Consider the following 15,804-nt stretch of genomic DNA (forward strand, 5'->3'; position numbering starts at 1 on the left):
CGTTCGAAAGTGACCTCGTCACCGGGTCCGGCATTCCCGTGGAACCGCCCGAGGGCCGCGCAGGAACGACGGTGCACGCCCGCGGACGGACCGAGGACCCGACCGAGGACCTGACCGAGGACCCTGATTGATGACCTCTCCCCCGCTCCCCGGCGACCGCCCCGCCCTCCGCGGCCTGCTGCCCGCCCCCCTGCTCACCGCGGCACTCGCCGCGGTCGCCGTCGTCGCCGCCGTCTTCCTGGTGCCGGACCCCGCGGTCACCGCCGTCGCGGTGACCGGGGCGGTCGCCGCCGTGCTGCTGTGCGCGGCCGTCACGGTGACCGCGTACACCGTCCGGTCGGCGCGGGCCGCCCGGGCCCGGCTGGACGCCGTCACCCAGGACGTCGGCCGGCTGCTCCAGGAACGCGCCCGGCTGACGGAGGAGTCCCGCCGCCAACACGAGCGGCTGACCGGCGAACTCACCCGCGAGCGCGCCCGGTTGTCCGCCGAGCTGGACCAGGAGCGCAACCACCTCGCCGAGACCCTGGCCGCCGAACGCGACCGCCTCACCGAGCGGCACGCCGCCGACACCGCACGCTCGGCGCGGGAGCACGCCGACGAACTGGCCCGGCTGACCGGGGAACACGCCGCCGGGATCGAGCGGATCCGCGAGGAGCACACCGGGGAACTGCGGGGTCTCGCCGACCGGCACGCCGCCGAGGTCGCCCGGCTGACGCGGGAACACACCGCGGAACGCGACCGGTTGAGCGAGGAGCGCACCCGGCTGGCGCGGGAGCAGGACCGGCTCACCGCGGAGAACGCGCGGCTGACCGCCCGGCTGCGCAAGGCCGAGACCGCCCGGGCCGCCGCGCTGTCCGCGACCGCCAACGCGGCCGGACGCATGCAGGCCCTCTCCACCGGCATGCTCGCCGACCTGCGCGCGATGGAGGAGAAGCACCACGACGAGGAGGTCCTCGCCGACCTGCTCCACCTCGACCACCGCACCGCGCAGGCGGGCCGGCTCGCCGACTCCGTCGCCGTCCTCACCGGCGCCCGCTCCGGCCGTCGCTGGGCCCGGCCCATCTCCATGGAGTCGATCCTGCGCGGCGCCATGGGCCGGATCAGCGGCTACCAGCGGGTCAGGGTCCACTCCACCAGCGACGCCGCGGTCGCCGGGCACGCCGCCGAGGGCGTGATGCACGCGCTCGCCGAACTCCTCGACAACGCCGCGAACTTCTCGCCACCGACCGCCGAGGTCCACGTCTACGTCGAGGAGGTCCCGGCCGGGGTCATCGTGTCCGTCGAGGACAGCGGACTCGTCATGGGCGAGACCCAGCTGCGCCGCGCCGAGCGCGCGGTCTCCGGCGAGCTGGCCGGACTCGGAGGCCTGACCGGCACCCGGCTCGGCCTCGCCGTGGTCGGCCGGCTGTCCCAGCGGTACGGGCTCCGGGTCTCCTACCGTCCCTCGGCCCGCGGCGGCACGGGCGTCCTGGTCCTCGTCCCGCAGGACATCCTCGTACCGCCGGACGCGGCGCCCGCGGCCCCGGTGACGGCCGGCGGCGCCACCGCGTCGGCTCCCCGCGCCACCGCTTCGGCCCGTACCCCGTCCGTCCCCGCGACCCCCGCCGCACTCACCGGAGCGCTCGGCTCCGAGGCCCCGGAGTCCCCGGCGGACGCGGCGGCCCGCGCCCTCCCCCACCGCCGCGACCACCGCGCGGAGACCGGCCACGTCACCGCACGCGACGGCAACACCGCAGGCGGCACCGCGAACGGCAGCTCGGACGGCAACGGCACCGGCACCGCCCCGGCGGACCGGCCGGCGCCCTCCGGGAGCGCCCGCCCCGCCCCCTCCTACGCGGCCTCCCGGGCCGGCGCCGACCTCGATCCCGACCCGGTGCCGACCCACGAGTCCCCGGAGCGGGACACCGACCCCCCGCCCCTCGTGCTGCCCCGCCGCCGCCGGGGCCGCACCCTCGCCGAGGCCGAGCGCACGCGACCGGGCGTCCGTGACACCACGTCCCGGCCCGCGCCGACCGCCGAGGAGACCAAGGCGCGCACCGCCCGCTTCAGCAGCTTCCGTCAGGCCGTCCGGCCTCCCACCCCGGACGACACGGCCGACCCGGACACCGGCGCCACCGCCGGCCCGGACACCGAAGCACCGCACACCCCCGTGACCCCGAAAGGCGACACCACCTCATGACCGCCCCGACGACCGCCGACGACAAGCTCACCTGGCTGATAGAGGGCCTGCTGGAGCGCACGCCGGGCGCACGGCACGCGCTCGTGCTCTCCCGTGACGGCCTGAAACTGTGCCGCACCCCGGAGCTCTCCGCCGACCAGGCCGACCAGCTCGCCGCCATCGCCGCCGGCATCCAGTCGCTGTCGCACGGCGCCTCCGTGGAGTTCGGGGACGGCAGCGGCGGCGTGCGTTCGGCGATGACCGAGTTCTACGGCGGCGTGCTGTTCATCGTGGAGGCGGGCGAGGGCGCGCACCTGGCCGTCGTCACCGCCGAGGACGCGGACGCCGGGCTCGTCGGGCACAACATGAGCGAGCTGGTGGAGCAACTCGGCGAACACCTGACCGCGCAGCCGCGCACCTCATGAGCAGGCCCGGCAGGGACGACGCCCCGGACCGGCTCTACACCCTCACCCAGGGACGCAGCCGGTCCGGTCCCGACAACCCCTTCGACCTGGTGACCCTGGTCGTCGCCGAGTGCGACCCGGTACCCGGCATGCAGTCCGAGCACGCGGCGATCCTGCGGCTGACCGAACGCCCCACGGCGGTCGTGGAGATCGCGGCCGAGCTGAAGCTGCCCGTGAGCATCACCCGGATCCTGCTCTCCGACCTGCAGGCGGCGGGCCGGGTCAGCGCACGCCACCCCCGCAAGGCCGCCGTACCCGACCCCGACATCCTGGAGCAGGTGCTCGTTGGACTCCGCAACCTCTGAGACGCGCACGCCGCTCGGCGCGTCGGCCGACAACGGCCTGAAGATCGTGGTCGTGGGCGGCTTCGGCGCCGGCAAGACGACGATGGTCCGCTCGGTCAGCGAGATCCGTCCCCTCAACACCGAGGAGACGATGACCCAGGCCGGGGAGGCCGTCGACGACATCAGCGGGGTGCGCGGCAAGACCGCGACCACCGTCGCCTTCGACTTCGGCCGCATCAGCCTCGACGCGCACAACGTGCTGTACCTGTTCGGCGCACCCGGCCAGGAGCGCTTCTGGTTCCTGTGGGACCGGCTGTTCTCCGGCACGCTCGGCGCGGTCGTGCTGGTCGACACCCGGCGCATCGACGACTCCTGGTACGCCATCGACCGGCTGGAGAAGCACGGCACGCCGTTCATCGTGGCCTGCAACGACTTCGGCGGCCCCGCCTTCACGCCCCGGCAGATCCGCGAGGCCCTCGACCTCGACCCGCACGTCCCCCTGGTCAACTGCGACGCCCGGTCCCGGGAGTCCAGCAAGATCGTGCTGATCACCCTGGTGGAACACATCCGGGACCTGTACGCCGACCGGACCCGAGCCCCCCGTCAGGAGCTGGTGTGAGTCCCGCCTCCGTCCCCGACGCCGTCCGCTTCGGCGGCGATCTGCTCCAGGACGACCCGGCCCGTGTGTACCGGGAGATGCGCCGCGAGCACGGCAGCGTCGTCCCGGTGGTGCTGGACGGGGACGCGCCGGCCTGGCTGGTGCTCGGCTACCGCGAGCTGCACCAGATCACCGGCGACCCGGTGCTGTTCAGCCGCGACTCCGAACTGTGGAACCAGTGGGAGAACATCCCGGACGACTGGCCGCTGCTGCCGATGATCGGCCGCAGGCAGCCGTCGATCCTCTACACCGTCGGCGAGCGGCACCGCGAGCGGGCCGGGATGCTGGTGAACGCGCTGGAGGCGGTCGACCCGTTCGAACTGCGCGGTTACGCCGAGAAGTTCGCGGACGAGCTGATCGACGGCATCTGCCCCCAGGGCACCGCCGACCTGATCGGCGAGTTCGCGATGCTGCTGCCGGTGCGGGTGCTGGCCCGGCTCTTCGGCTTCTCCGACCAGGAGGGCCCGGGCCTGGTCACCGCCCTCAACGACATGATCGACGGGCGGGAGCGGGCCCTCGCGGGCCAGACCCACCTGTTCACGTCGATGACGGAGCTGGTGGCCGCCCGCAGGAGCTCGCCCGCCGAGGACGTCGCCTCCCGGATGCTCGCCGACCCCTCGGGCTTCACCGAGGAGGAGGTCCTCCAGGACCTGATGGTGATGCTGGCGGCCGGGCACCAGCCGACCGCCGACTGGATCGGCAACTCGCTGCACCTGATGCTCACCGACGCCCGGTTCGCCGCCTCCCTCTTCGGGGGCCGCAACAGCATCGCCGAGGCGATGAACGAGGTGCTGTGGGAGGACGCGCCGACGCAGAACGTGGCCGCGCGCTGGGCGTCCCGCGACACCCAGCTCGGCGGCCGCCGGATCCGCGCCGGCGACATGGTGCTGCTCGGTCTGCAGGGCGCCAACTCCGACCCGCAGGTGCGCACCGACGGCTCGGCGCTGACCGGCGGCAACGGCGCCCACTTCTCCTTCGGTCACGGGGAGCACCGCTGCCCGTTCCCGGCGCAGGAGATCGCCGAGGTGATCGCCCGGACCGGCATCGAGGTCGTCCTGGACCGGCTGCCGGACATCGACCTCGCGGTGCCGGCCGCGCGGCTGACCCGCCGCCCGTCACCGTGGCTGCGCGGACTGTCCGAGCTCCCGGTCACGTTCACCCCCACTCCCGCCCTTGGAGGCTCACCCGCATGACGGCCGGCACGGACACCACGGCGAACGACACCGAGCAGCCCCGCATCCTCCTCGACCCCTTAGTCTCCGACCTGGACGGGGAGAGCGCCGCGTTACGGGCCGCCGGGCCACTGGCCGCCGTGACGCTGCCGGGCGGCGTACCGGTGTGGGCGGTCACCCACCACGCCGAGGCGAAGAAGCTGCTCACCGACCCGCGCGTGGTGAAGGACATCAACGTCTGGGGCGCCTGGCGGCGCGGCGAGATCGCCCCCGACTGGCCCCTGATCGGGCTGGCCAACCCGCCCCGCTCCATGCTCACCGTGGACGGCGCCGACCACCGCCGGCTGCGCTCCCTGGTCGCGCAGGCGCTCACCCCGCGCCGGGTGGAGCGGATGCGGGAGCGGATCACGGAGCTGACCGAGGGCCTGCTGGACCAGGTGGCCGCCCTGCCCGGCGACACGGTCGACCTGAAGGCGGCGTTCGCCTACCCGCTGCCGATGTACGTCGTCGCCGACCTGATGGGGCTGGCCGAGGAGCGGCTGCCGCGCCTGAAGGAGCTCTTCGAGAAGTTCTTCTCCACGCAGACCCCGCCCGAGGAGGTCGTCGCGACGCTGACCGAGCTGGCCCGGATCATGGCCGAGACGGTCGCGGACAAGCGCGAGAACCCGGGCGACGACCTGACCTCCGCGCTCGTCCGGGCGTCGGAGGACGGCGACCGTCTCACCGACCAGGAGATCGTCGCCACGCTCCAGCTGATGGTCGCGGCCGGCCACGAGACGACGATCTCCCTCATCGTCAACGCGGTGGTCAACCTGTCCCTCCACCCCGAGCAGCGGGAGCTGGTGCTCTCCGGCGGGGCGGACTGGTCGGCGGTGGTCGAGGAGACGCTGCGGTACGCCACGCCGACGTCCCACGTGTTGATCCGGTTCGCGACCGAGGACGTACCGGTGGGCGACAAGGTCCTTCCGGCGGGTGACGCGCTGATCGTGTCGTACGCCGCGATCGGCCGGGACGAGCGGGCGCACGGCCCGACGGCCGGCGTCTTCGACATCACCCGGGAGAGTGCCGGCCGGCACATCTCCTTCGGCCATGGCCCGCACGTGTGCCCCGGCGCCGCCCTGTCCCGCCTGGAGGCGGGCGTGGCCCTCCCGGCCCTGTACGCCCGCTTCCCCAAGCTGGACCTGGCGGTCCCGGCGGGCGAGCTGCGCAACAAGCCGGTGGTCACCCAGAACGACCTGTTCGAGCTCCCGGTGAGGCTCGGCGGCTGACCGGCGCGGACGGCGGACGGACCTCCCCGGTCCGTCCGCCGGTCCGTCCCCCGGCCCGTCCGCCGGTTCGTTCGCCGCCCGTCCGCCAGTTCGTCCGCCGCCCGTCCGCCGGTCCGTTCGCCGCCCGTCCCCCGGCCCGTCCGCCGGTCCGTCCGCCGCCCGTCTCAGCGGACGGACGATGTTTCGCCGGGGTTTCCCGCAGCCGATAGGCTCCGGTTCGTGGCTGAGATCCGGATTCCTGCTGACATCAAGCCCGCCGACGGTCGTTTCGGCGCGGGCCCCTCCAAGGTACGGACGGAGGCGCTGGACGCCCTGGCCGCGACCGGCACGTCCCTGCTCGGCACCTCCCACCGCCAGGCCCCGGTGAAGAACCTGGTCGGCAAGGTGCGCGAGGGCATCGGCGAGCTGTTCCGGCTCCCCGACGGCTACGAGGTGGTCCTCGGCAACGGCGGCTCCACCGCGTTCTGGGACATCGCGACCCACGGACTGATCGAGAACAAGTCGCAGCACCTCACCTTCGGCGAGTTCAGCTCCAAGTTCGCCAAGGCCGCGAAGCTCGCCCCGTGGCTGGCCGACCCGTCCGTCGTTTCCGCCGACCCCGGCACGCACCCCGAGGCGGCCGCCGAGGCCGGCGTGGACGTCTACGCCTTCACCCACAACGAGACCTCCACCGGCGTCGCCATGCCGATCGAGCGGGTGGCCGGCGCCGACGAGGGCGCCCTCGTCCTGGTGGACGCCACCTCCGGCGCGGGCGGCCTCCCGGTCGACATCGCCGAGACGGACGTCTACTACTTCGCCCCGCAGAAGTCCTTCGCCTCCGACGGCGGCCTGTGGATCGGCGTGTTCTCCCCGGCCGCGATCGAGCGCGCCGAGCGGATCCACGCCTCCGGCCGCCACGTCCCGGAGTTCTTCTCCCTCCCCACGGCGATCGACAACTCCCGCAAGAACCAGACGTACAACACCCCGGCGCTGGCCACCCTGTTCCTGCTCAACGAGCAGCTGGAGTGGATCAACGGCCAGGGCGGACTCGACTGGTCCACGGCCCGCACCAAGGACTCCTCGACCCGCCTGTACGCCTGGGCGGACGAGTCCAAGTACGCCACCCCGTTCGTCACCGACCCGGCCAAGCGCTCCCAGGTCATCGGCACGATCGACTTCACCGACGAGGTCGACGCCGCCGCCGTCGCCAAGGTCCTGCGCGCCAACGGCATCGTCGACACCGAGCCCTACCGCAAGCTCGGCCGCAACCAGCTCCGCGTCGCGATGTTCCCGGCGATCGACCCGGCGGACGTCGAGGCCCTGACGAAGTGCGTCGACTACGTGATCGAGCAGCTGTAGCCGTACCCGTACGACGCCGAAGGGCGCCCGGTGGATGATCCACCGGGCGCCCTTCGCGCGTGCGGCGCCTACCCGAACTGGCGCAGGAACGCCCGCCAGCTCTCGCGGGAGACGGTGAGGAGGGGGCCGCCCTCGCACTGCTTGCTGTCACGGACGGCCCGGCCGCCGGGGGCCGTTGCGGCGACCTCGACGCATTCGCCCTGCTGGCTGGAGTACGACGACTTCCGGAAGAGGCCCACTGTCTCGGTCACGACCGACTCCCCTAGATGTTCTGCAGTACGTCCTGGATGAACTTCGCGCTCGCGTCCGGTGCCAGCGCCGTCGATCGTAGGAGTTCGAACGAACTCGCGTAAACAGCCAGGTCCTCCGGGGACTCGATAACAGACGTACTCATCAGGTCGTCCATGGTCACCGCCTCGATCGCCGCATCCGAATCGAAGCTGAAGGCGGAGAAGGCCGAGGCGGCAGCCGCCAGTGTTCCGGCGCTGAACGGCAGAACCTGCACGCTGATGTGCTCCCGCTCCCCGGCTTCAAGGAGCGCCGACAACTGCTCCCGGTGAACGTCCGCGCCCACCAGGGGGTACATGACGACCGCTTCCCAGATGACAGCGGTGTACCGGGCCCCGCCCTCCGCGATCTTCTTCTGCCGTCGCGTGCGCACTCCCACCAGCCGGGCGACCTGCTCAGGGGCGAGCCGGGCAGGACCGCCCGCGATGACCGCCTCCGCGTAGGCCGGAGTCTGCAACAGCCCTGGAACCAGGGCCGGCTGCCATTGCCGGATGTGCACCGCATCGTCTTCCAGCGCGATGTGGTCGAGGTAGTCCGAGCGGAGGTGCGTGGCGTGCTCCAGCCACCAGCCCCGGTTCTTGGAGTGCTTGGCCAGGTCCTCCAGTTTGTTCCGCACTTCCGCATCCGTGACGCCGTACGCGTCCAGCAGGAGTCGCACCTCGATGACGCGAGGCGTGGCCCGCCCACTCTCCACGCGGCTGATCCTGGCCTGGCTCGACGCGATGACCTCGGCGGCCTGCGGCTGGTCCAGCTTGGCGGCCTGCCGGTACTGCCTGAGTGCCGTACCCAGTCGCCTGCTGCGCACCGTCGGCCGTCCACCTGTGGGCATGCGGGCCTCCCCTCTCCGGCAGAGACGATGTCACATCGCAGCCCAACCAAAGGCCCACATCACACGATTGAGCGACATCCATGCATGTATTCCTCGATTTCCATTGCACCGATCCCAAATCCATCCCTAGCTTCGCCCCATGCCCACAACCGAGACCTTCCGCATCCCCAAGCACAGGCGGCACGTGTCAACGGCCCGGCGTCGTTTACGCGAAGCCCTCGCGGACTGGGGACTCACCGAGGAACTCGCCGACCCGGTGACCCTGCTGGCGAGCGAGCTCGTCACCAACGCCGTGCTCCACTGCCGCGTCTCCTACGCCCAGGTCAGGGTCACCCTCACCCTGGACGGAACGGAGTTGGTGCTGGAGGTCTCCGACCCGGACCGGGACCGGCTCCCCCGGCTCCACGACTCCGGCCCCGACGACGAGGGTGGACGCGGGCTCGCCCTCGTGGCGGCCCTCGCCGACGCGTGGGGCTGCCGGCAGGAGCCGTACGCGAAGTGCGTGTGGGCCAGGTTCACACTCACGGAGACGGTGAGGGCACATGCTCCGACGGCTTCTTGAGACGCCGGCCCGGCGGCGCTCCCGCACCACCCGGGTGGCAGCCCGGGACCTGACCGGCGAGGTCCGGACACCGGACCCGTACGTCTGGCGCCTCCCGAACCCGCACGACGCCCGCTGGCGCCGCTGGTCCAAACGCTGCCACATCGCAGGGCGTTACCTGCCGTTTCCTCGCGAGGAGGAGTGCTGGAAGCTCCCGGAGCGCAGACCGCCGACCGCCACCTGGCACACCGCCGACGACGTGGTACGCCCGTACGTCCTCGGACCTTGACACCCCACAGAGGTGAACGGTGTCCACGCCCACCACGCCCGGCGACCGGGGTGAATCCAGCGGCACAATGCAGAGTGGAGCGAATCTCCTGGCAAAACGGCCCGGCGACGGCGTGTCGCCGGGAGATTCGCTCCACTCACCGCCTGTCCGTCGCTCACGTCGCCGTGCACGTCACGCTCGGCACGCCCCCGCCGCCGGGCGCTCCCCCGAAGCCGAGGCTCGTCGAACCGGTCGACCCCGGCTCACCGCCGACCGCGACGCCGCACCAGCCGGAAGAGGACGACACCGACGAGGGCCACCACCACGGCGCCCCCGATCCTGACGCCGCCCCCGGTCCCGTCGCCCGTGGCGGCGGCGCCGCTCTCCTCGCCCTCGGCGCCCGCGCCCGGCTCCCCGCCGTCCCCGGGCGCGTCCTCGGCCTCGACGCGGCTCCCGGCGCCCTCCATCCCGAGCAGCAGCTTCCTGCCGTCGGTGGTGTAGGTGACGGACTCACCCTGCCCCAGGGGCACGCTGATCCGTCCGCCGCGCCGGATCTCGCCGCCGTTCCAGTCGTACCAGATGCCTCCGAGGTAGCCGCGCACGACGAGCCGCTCGCCGTCCGGGGAGAACGCGGCGTCGGTGGCCCAGAGGTCGACGGGGACGGTGGGCCGGAAGACGTTCGTCCCGGAGGCGGAGAGCTTCGCCGGGCCCTGGTACAGGTGTCCGCCCTCCTCGTTCTTGTCGATGAGGTAGACCCGTCCGGTCTTCGGGTGGACCACCATCGACTCCGCGTCGCGGGCGCCGTCCGCGTACGTCACGACGTACTGCGTCGCCCGGACCGTCTGGTCCTTCAGCTCCGCCGGCTCGGGCAGCTCGTAGATCCACACGTGGGGCCAGGTGCCGCCGAGGTTGTCCCCGATGTCACCGACGATGATCCGGTTGCCCGGTCCGACGGCGATCGCCTCGACGTCGCGGGGCGTGCCGACGCCGGAGAGCGCGACGCGTGCGACCGTCTCGCCGGTGCCGCCGTCGACGGCGTACAGGTAGGGCCCGTCGTCCTGGTCGTTGTGGGTCCAGTAGACGCCGGGGTGGAGGCGGGAGGCGGCGAGTCCGCTGGACTCGGTGATGCGCGGGTCCTCGATGGTGAAGCCCTCGTCGCCGTCGGCTGCGGAGGCGGGCACGGCGAGCGCGCCCGTGAGGAGGGCCGCGGCGATCAGGGCGAAGGGTCGGCGCATGTGCCAAGAGTGCCATTGTTCAGCGCACTTCACGGCGGGTGTCCGGACTCACATCGCGGCGGCGGGGGTGATCGTCCATGATGATCGGGTGCTCAGGTTCATGCCCGTAGGTGACTCGATGACGATCGGGAGCGCGGGTGAACACACCTGGCGCTACCGGCTGTGGCAGCACCTGTGCACGGCGTACGGCGGCCCCTTCACGCTGGTGGGTCCGCGCGAGACGCTCCACGACCCGTCGACGGACGCGCCCACGTCGTACGCGTACGCCGACCCGGACTTCCCCCGCGCCCACCTGGCCGGCTGGGGCGAGGGCTGGCAGCACATGGTCCCGCTGATCGGCGAGTCCGTGCGCTCCTGCCGCGCGGACGTGCTGCTGGTGTCGCTGGGCCTGATCGACCTGGGCTTCTACACGAACGCCGAGCAGACGGCGGAGAACGTCCGCGCCTTCGTCGCGGAGGCGAGGGCCGCCGGGCCGCGCGTCCGCATGGCCGTCATGCCGGTGATCCGGAACGTCCGGGTGGAGGCCGACCCGGCCTTCGCCGGGCAGGTCGCCCACTTCAACGAACTCCTGGCGAAGACCGTCGCCGACCTGGACGACCCGGGCTCCCCCCTGCTGCTGGTCCCGCCGCCGGCGTCGTACGACTTCCACACGGACACGTACGACGGCACGCACCCCAACGAGAGCGGCGAGCACCGGATCGCCGGGGCCTTCGCGGAGGCGATGTGGCGGGGGTGGGGGCTGGGCGGGCCGTACGCGGCGGCGTAGCGGCCGGGGAGCTCTGGCATATGCGCCCGGCTCCGTGTCCCGCGCGCCGTGCGTATCGTTGTACCGCGCGGCCGCACTCGTCCGTGGGCGGCCGGGGAGGAGCGCCACGATGACCGTCCTCGACGACAGGATCGCGATGGCCGAGAGCGACAACACGCGCCAACTCGATGAAATGTTCGAGCGACTCGAGAACATGCCCGTCCCCGAGGGATACAAGGTCGAAATCGTCGGGGGGGCTGTCTACATGGCGCCGCAGCGGGACATCCACTGGGAAACCATTCGCATGATCCTCTGGGCCCTGGAAGACCGATTCGGACGACAGGCCAGACTGTTCTCGGATGTCCGCATCGACTTCCCCGGCTACCGGAACGGGTTCTGTCCGGACGTGGCGAAGATCAGGGACGGAGCGCAGAAGGACGACAAGGGCAAGTGGCGCTACCAGGACGTGGAGTTCGTCGCCGAAGTCATTTCGAAGGACACGGCGCAGAACGACTACGACCCCAAGAAGACCGCGTACGCCCTCGCAGAGGTGCCGGTCTATCTGATCGCCGATCCCTATGTCCGCAAGTGCCGCCTGTTCACCCACCCCAAGAACGGCACCTATGTGAGCGACACGTCCATCGACTACGGCGGGGAGGTCGACATGACGACCACCCATGTGGGTCTCGTTCTCAAGACCGACGACTTCCCCCACGACTGAGCCCTCTTGCATAGAGCACACTCCAAGCCGTTGGCTTGACGACCATGAAGTACACGCAGCTCGGACGCACGGGACTCAAGGTCAGCCGGCTCGTCCTCGGGACGATGAACTTCGGTCCGCAGACCGACGAGGCCGACAGCCACGCCATCATGGACGCCGCGCTGGACGCGGGAGTGAATTTCTTCGACACGGCCAACGTGTACGGCTGGGGCGAGAACAAGGGCCGTACCGAGAGCATCATCGGGAGCTGGTTCGCGAAGGGCGGCGACCGCCGCGACAAGGTGGTGCTCGCCACCAAGGTGTACGGCAACATGGGCCCCGACGGCGAGGCGTGGCCCAACCACGACAAGCTGTCCGCGGTGAACATCCGCCGGGCCGTCGACGCCTCGCTGAAGCGGCTGGGGACCGACTACATCGACGTCTACCAGTTCCACCACGTCGACCGGAACACGCCGTTCGATGAGATCTGGCAGGCGATCGACGTCCTGGTCCAGCAGGGCAAGGTCCTCTACGCCGGGTCCTCGAACTTCCCCGGCTACAAGATCGTCCAGGCCAACGAGACCGCCGCCCGGCGCGGCGGCACCATCGGCCTGGTCAGCGAGCAGTGCCTGTACAACCTCGCCGAGCGCCGCGCCGAGATGGAGGTGATCCCGGCCGCGCAGGAGTACGGGCTCGGGGTCATCCCCTGGTCTCCGCTGCACGGCGGGCTGCTGGGCGGTGTGCTCAAGAAGGAGGCCACGCAGGGGCGCCGGGCGAGCGGCCGCGCCGCGGACGCGCTCAAGGACCCCCGGACACGCGAGCAGATCCAGGCGTACGAGGACCTGCTCGACAAGCACGGCGTCGAGCCCGGCGAGGCCGCGCTGGCCTGGCTGCTCACCCGGCCGGGCGTGACCGGCCCGATCGTCGGTCCGCGCACGCAGGAGCAGCTGGACTCGGCGCTGCGCGCTCTGGAGCTGGAGCCGAGCGAGGAGCTGCTGTCCTCGCTGGACGAGATCTTCCCGGGTCCGGGGCCGTCGCCGGAGGCCTTCGCCTGGTAGCACCGGGTACGGCGGCGGGCGGCGGCGCTACTTGCCCAGCGCCGCCGCCAGCACCACCACGACGAACATCAGCACGAGCGCACCGGCCATGATCCGGTTACGGGTCTTCGGGTCCACGCCGTCGAGCCTAACCGGACGCGCCCAGTGCCCGGCGGGCGACCGCCTCGTAGCGGGGCTGCTCGCCCGGCACCCCCGACGTCGGCAGGTTGCTGCGCACCAGCACCAGCTCGTCCACGGTCCAGCCGTGGCTGCGGAACGCGTGCAGGGCCGTCACGTACGGCCGTACGTCGACGGTGTCCCGGCTGCGGGCCACCGTCAGGTGGGCCTTGTAGCGCCGGTGCTCCCCCATCGCCACCCCGGCCTTGCGCGCCGCGGCCTCGGCCCGCTCGGCCAGCAGCCGCATCGTGCGCAGGTCCCCCTCCGCCCCGGTCCACAGGGCCCTGCCGTGCCCGAACTGCCCGCCGCCGGCGAGAGCGAGCCGGAACGGCTCGGTCCGGGACGCGGCCCGCCCCAGCCGCGCGGTCAGCTCCGGTACGAGCTCGTCGTCGACCTCGCCGTAGAAGGCGAGCGTGAAGTGCCACCCGGCCCGCTCGGTCCACCGCAGCCCGTCCGCCCCGGGCAGCTCCTTCAGCCGGCCCACCTCGGCGGCGAGCTCCTGGACCACGTCCTCGGGGGGCAGCACGGCGGCGAAGAGTCTCATGGATCCAGTCTCACAGGGGGACGCGCGTACACTCACGCGTGTCCCGGTCGCCGTGCGTATCGTTGTACCGCGCGGCTGTACGCATCGAGCGGCGGCCGGGGAGGAGCGCCACGATGACCGTCCTCGAAGACAGGATCGAGATGGCCGAGAGCGGCGACGAGCTCACGCTCGACACGATGTTCGAGTGGCTGGAGAAGATGCCCATCCCCGAGGGTTACAAGACCGAGATCGTCGGGGGGCACATCTTCATGTCGCCGCAGCGGCACACCCACTTCCAGATCATCTTCGACATCCTGGAACAGTTGCGTGCCACGTACCCGCGCAAGCGGCTGGCTTCGGACGTACGGATCGACTTCCCCGGGCGACTGAACGGCTTCGCCTGCGATGTCGCGGCGTTCGCCGATCGCTCGGTGAAGGACGGCCGAGGTCTCTGGCGCTACCAGGACGTCGAGTTCGTCGCCGAGGTCATCTCCAAGGACACCGCGGCCAACGACTACGGCCCGAAGAAGGACACGTACGCCACCGCAGGCGTGCCGGTGTACCTGATCGTGAATCCGTACACCGGTGAGTGGCACCTGCACACCCTGCCGAAGGACGGCATGTACCACAGCGACATCAGCTTCGGCTTCGGTGAGGAGATCGACCTGACCGGAACGGCCGTCGGTCTCGTCCTCAAGACCGACGAGTTCCCCCGGGACTGACCGCGGCCGGGGCGCGGCCCGGCGGCGCTCACGCCACCGGCGTCAGCGCCTCCTGCCGCTCCCTCGGCACGAACCGCACCCGCGGGTGGCCGCGGTGCCAGCCCACCGACAGGCGCAGTCCGCCGACCCTGGCCAGGATCACGCCGATGACGGCCGCCGCGGCCACCGCGACCGCGCCGCCGGCCGCGAAGCCGACGCGGGCGCCGTAGGTGTCGGTGATCCAGCCGACGATCGGGGCGCCGACCGGGGAGCCGCCGAGGAAGACCATCATGTAGAGGGCCATGACGCGGCCGCGCATCGCCGGGTCGGTGGCCATCTGGAGGCTGGTGTTGGTGGTGACGTTGACCGTCATCGAGAACAGGCCCAGCGGCACCATGATCAGGGCGAACATCCAGAGCCGCGGTGACGCGGCGGCGAGGATCTCCAGCGTGCCGAAGGCCAGCGCGGCCAGGATCAGCAGCCGCAGCCGGGCCGTGCCGCGCCGGGCGGCGAGCAGGGCGCCGGAGACCGAGCCGACCGCCATCAGGGTGTTGAACATGCTGTAGACGCCCGCGCCCCCGTGGAAGACGTCGTCGGCGAAGGCCGAGAGGTAGACGGGGAAGTTGAAGGCGAAGGTGCCGATGAAGCCGACCAGGACGATCGGCCAGACCAGCTCGGGCCGCCCGGCGACGTAGCGCAGGCCCTCCCGCAGCTGTCCCTTGCCGCGCGGGGCGCGCTCCACGGCGTGCAGCTCACGGGCGCGCATCATCGTCAGGCCGGCCAGCGGCGCGATGAAGGACAGGCCGTTGAGGAGGAACGCCCAGCCGGTGCCGACGCCGGTGATCAGCAGGCCCGCGACGGCGGGGCCGACCAGCCGGGCGGACTGGAAGTTCGCGGAGTTCAGGCTGACCGCGTTCTGCAGCTGGCCGGGGCCGACGAGTTCGGAGACGAAGGACTGGCGGGCCGGGTTGTCGACGACGGTCGCGAGACCGAGGGCGAAGGCGGCGAGGTAGATGTGCCAGACCTCGACCCGTCCCGTGAGGGTGAGGGCGGCGAGCGCGAGGGAGGTGAGGGCCATCGCGGTCTGCGTGACGAGCAGCGTGGGGCGCTTGCGCAGGCGGTCGACGAGGACACCGCCGTACAGGCCGAACAGCAGCATCGGCAGGAACTGCAGGGCCGTGGTGATGCCGACGGCGGCCGAGGAGCCGGTGAGGCTGAGCACCAGCCAGTCCTGGGCGATGCGCTGCATCCAGGTGCCTATGTTGGAGACGACCTGGCCGACGAAGAACAGGCGGTAGTTCCTGATCCGCAGCGAGGCGAACATCGAGGTCCTGCGGGCGGGGGTGTCGGGGGCGGCCTGGGTGTCGTGGGGGTCAGGTGCGGGGGCGGAAGCTGCTCCGGATCCCGTACTCAAAAGC

General features: G+C 71.9%; 18 protein-coding genes. 13 read left to right on the forward strand and 5 right to left on the reverse strand.

Features of this window, described 5'->3' with window-relative positions:
• Nucleotides 1–130: 130 nt before the first annotated feature.
• The 7 genes from ACFY3N_RS22085 (at nucleotide 131) to serC (ending at nucleotide 7,342) form a co-directional block, all read left to right on the forward strand.
• On the forward strand, nucleotides 131–2,179 hold the full coding sequence (locus ACFY3N_RS22085; protein WP_390818402.1) for an ATP-binding protein: 2,049 nt from the start codon (nucleotides 131–133) through the stop codon (nucleotides 2,177–2,179).
• Entirely contained in the window at nucleotides 2,176–2,583 is a 408-nt protein-coding gene (locus ACFY3N_RS22090) for a roadblock/LC7 domain-containing protein (protein WP_390818403.1), read from the forward strand. The genes ACFY3N_RS22085 and ACFY3N_RS22090 overlap by 4 nt, the downstream gene beginning before the upstream one ends.
• Nucleotides 2,580–2,927: a DUF742 domain-containing protein gene (locus ACFY3N_RS22095; RefSeq protein ID WP_390818404.1), complete on the forward strand. Its 348-nt coding sequence runs from the start codon at nucleotides 2,580–2,582 to the stop codon at nucleotides 2,925–2,927. Before ACFY3N_RS22090 ends, ACFY3N_RS22095 begins: the two co-directional genes overlap by 4 nt.
• Nucleotides 2,908–3,525 carry an ATP/GTP-binding protein gene (locus ACFY3N_RS22100; RefSeq protein ID WP_390818405.1) on the forward strand — a complete coding sequence of 206 codons (618 nt, stop codon included), beginning with the start codon at nucleotides 2,908–2,910 and terminating at the stop codon, nucleotides 3,523–3,525. The genes ACFY3N_RS22095 and ACFY3N_RS22100 overlap by 20 nt, the downstream gene beginning before the upstream one ends.
• Nucleotides 3,522–4,757, forward strand: coding sequence for a cytochrome P450 (locus ACFY3N_RS22105; protein ID WP_390818406.1), 1,236 nt, complete (start codon nucleotides 3,522–3,524; stop codon nucleotides 4,755–4,757). Before ACFY3N_RS22100 ends, ACFY3N_RS22105 begins: the two co-directional genes overlap by 4 nt.
• On the forward strand, nucleotides 4,754–6,004 hold the full coding sequence (locus ACFY3N_RS22110; RefSeq protein ID WP_390818407.1) for a cytochrome P450: 1,251 nt from the start codon (nucleotides 4,754–4,756) through the stop codon (nucleotides 6,002–6,004). The genes ACFY3N_RS22105 and ACFY3N_RS22110 overlap by 4 nt, the downstream gene beginning before the upstream one ends.
• Nucleotides 6,005–6,223: 219 nt before the next feature.
• Nucleotides 6,224–7,342: a phosphoserine transaminase gene (gene serC, locus ACFY3N_RS22115; protein ID WP_390818408.1), complete on the forward strand. Its 1,119-nt coding sequence runs from the start codon at nucleotides 6,224–6,226 to the stop codon at nucleotides 7,340–7,342.
• Nucleotides 7,343–7,410: 68 nt separating this feature from the next.
• Here serC and ACFY3N_RS22120 read toward each other — a convergent pair whose 3' ends face one another.
• Together ACFY3N_RS22120 and ACFY3N_RS22125 are read right to left on the reverse strand one after the other, a co-directional pair.
• Nucleotides 7,411–7,593, reverse strand: coding sequence for a DUF397 domain-containing protein (locus ACFY3N_RS22120; protein WP_390818409.1), 183 nt, complete (start codon nucleotides 7,591–7,593; stop codon nucleotides 7,411–7,413).
• Between the two features lie 11 nt (nucleotides 7,594–7,604).
• A complete protein-coding gene (locus tag ACFY3N_RS22125; RefSeq protein WP_390818410.1) occupies nucleotides 7,605–8,459 on the reverse strand; it encodes a helix-turn-helix domain-containing protein in 855 nt (284 codons plus the stop codon).
• A gap of 139 nt (nucleotides 8,460–8,598) precedes the next feature.
• Here ACFY3N_RS22125 and ACFY3N_RS22130 point away from each other — a divergent pair, with 139 nt between their 5' ends.
• Both ACFY3N_RS22130 and ACFY3N_RS22135 read left to right on the forward strand, forming a co-directional pair.
• Nucleotides 8,599–9,021: an ATP-binding protein gene (locus ACFY3N_RS22130; protein WP_390818411.1), complete on the forward strand. Its 423-nt coding sequence runs from the start codon at nucleotides 8,599–8,601 to the stop codon at nucleotides 9,019–9,021.
• Nucleotides 9,002–9,289, forward strand: a complete 288-nt coding sequence (locus tag ACFY3N_RS22135; RefSeq protein WP_390818412.1) for a hypothetical protein — start codon at nucleotides 9,002–9,004, stop codon at nucleotides 9,287–9,289. The genes ACFY3N_RS22130 and ACFY3N_RS22135 overlap by 20 nt, the downstream gene beginning before the upstream one ends.
• A gap of 242 nt (nucleotides 9,290–9,531) precedes the next feature.
• Here ACFY3N_RS22135 and ACFY3N_RS22140 read toward each other — a convergent pair whose 3' ends face one another.
• A complete protein-coding gene (locus tag ACFY3N_RS22140; protein ID WP_390818413.1) occupies nucleotides 9,532–10,503 on the reverse strand; it encodes a WD40 repeat domain-containing protein in 972 nt (323 codons plus the stop codon).
• Nucleotides 10,504–10,591: 88 nt separating this feature from the next.
• Here ACFY3N_RS22140 and ACFY3N_RS22145 point away from each other — a divergent pair, with 88 nt between their 5' ends.
• From ACFY3N_RS22145 to ACFY3N_RS22155, 3 genes are all read left to right on the forward strand, one after another.
• Entirely contained in the window at nucleotides 10,592–11,269 is a 678-nt protein-coding gene (locus ACFY3N_RS22145) for an SGNH/GDSL hydrolase family protein (protein WP_390818414.1), read from the forward strand.
• A gap of 109 nt (nucleotides 11,270–11,378) precedes the next feature.
• Nucleotides 11,379–11,969, forward strand: a complete 591-nt coding sequence (locus ACFY3N_RS22150; RefSeq protein WP_390818415.1) for a Uma2 family endonuclease — start codon at nucleotides 11,379–11,381, stop codon at nucleotides 11,967–11,969.
• Nucleotides 11,970–12,013: 44 nt separating this feature from the next.
• On the forward strand, nucleotides 12,014–13,006 hold the full coding sequence (locus ACFY3N_RS22155; protein ID WP_390818416.1) for an aldo/keto reductase: 993 nt from the start codon (nucleotides 12,014–12,016) through the stop codon (nucleotides 13,004–13,006).
• A gap of 127 nt (nucleotides 13,007–13,133) precedes the next feature.
• Here the strand turns inward: ACFY3N_RS22155 and thpR are convergent, their stop codons facing one another.
• On the reverse strand, nucleotides 13,134–13,706 hold the full coding sequence (gene thpR / locus ACFY3N_RS22160) for an RNA 2',3'-cyclic phosphodiesterase (RefSeq protein ID WP_390818417.1): 573 nt from the start codon (nucleotides 13,704–13,706) through the stop codon (nucleotides 13,134–13,136).
• Nucleotides 13,707–13,819: 113 nt separating this feature from the next.
• Between thpR and ACFY3N_RS22165 the strand changes: the two genes are divergently transcribed.
• Nucleotides 13,820–14,407, forward strand: a complete 588-nt coding sequence (locus tag ACFY3N_RS22165; protein ID WP_390818418.1) for a Uma2 family endonuclease — start codon at nucleotides 13,820–13,822, stop codon at nucleotides 14,405–14,407.
• Nucleotides 14,408–14,435: 28 nt separating this feature from the next.
• Here the strand turns inward: ACFY3N_RS22165 and ACFY3N_RS22170 are convergent, their stop codons facing one another.
• Nucleotides 14,436–15,800 (reverse strand): MFS transporter, encoded by a 1,365-nt coding sequence (locus ACFY3N_RS22170; RefSeq protein ID WP_390818419.1) that lies wholly within the window; start codon nucleotides 15,798–15,800, stop codon nucleotides 14,436–14,438.
• Nucleotides 15,801–15,804: the final 4 nt, after the last annotated feature.

Origin of the sequence: Streptomyces sp. NPDC000348, assembly GCF_042898795.1 — a bacterium.
Lineage (GTDB): Bacteria > Actinomycetota > Actinomycetes > Streptomycetales > Streptomycetaceae > Streptomyces.

Excerpts from the sequence above, each read along its gene's own strand:
- ACFY3N_RS22165 (WP_390818418.1), top strand. The coding sequence starts at position 13,820 with ATGACCGTCCTCGAAGACAGGATCGAGATGGCCGAGAGCGGCGACGAG.
- ACFY3N_RS22110 (WP_390818407.1), top strand. The coding sequence starts at position 4,754 with ATGACGGCCGGCACGGACACCACGGCGAACGACACCGAGCAGCCCCGC.
- ACFY3N_RS22095 (WP_390818404.1), top strand. The coding sequence starts at position 2,580 with ATGAGCAGGCCCGGCAGGGACGACGCCCCGGACCGGCTCTACACCCTC.
- ACFY3N_RS22085 (WP_390818402.1), top strand. The coding sequence starts at position 131 with ATGACCTCTCCCCCGCTCCCCGGCGACCGCCCCGCCCTCCGCGGCCTG.
- ACFY3N_RS22090 (WP_390818403.1), top strand. The coding sequence starts at position 2,176 with ATGACCGCCCCGACGACCGCCGACGACAAGCTCACCTGGCTGATAGAG.
- ACFY3N_RS22150 (WP_390818415.1), top strand. The coding sequence starts at position 11,379 with ATGACCGTCCTCGACGACAGGATCGCGATGGCCGAGAGCGACAACACG.
- ACFY3N_RS22155 (WP_390818416.1), top strand. The coding sequence starts at position 12,014 with ATGAAGTACACGCAGCTCGGACGCACGGGACTCAAGGTCAGCCGGCTC.
- ACFY3N_RS22140 (WP_390818413.1), bottom strand. The coding sequence starts at position 10,503 with ATGCGCCGACCCTTCGCCCTGATCGCCGCGGCCCTCCTCACGGGCGCG.
- ACFY3N_RS22125 (WP_390818410.1), bottom strand. The coding sequence starts at position 8,459 with ATGCCCACAGGTGGACGGCCGACGGTGCGCAGCAGGCGACTGGGTACG.
- ACFY3N_RS22135 (WP_390818412.1), top strand. The coding sequence starts at position 9,002 with ATGCTCCGACGGCTTCTTGAGACGCCGGCCCGGCGGCGCTCCCGCACC.
- ACFY3N_RS22130 (WP_390818411.1), top strand. The coding sequence starts at position 8,599 with ATGCCCACAACCGAGACCTTCCGCATCCCCAAGCACAGGCGGCACGTG.
- thpR (WP_390818417.1), bottom strand. The coding sequence starts at position 13,706 with ATGAGACTCTTCGCCGCCGTGCTGCCCCCCGAGGACGTGGTCCAGGAG.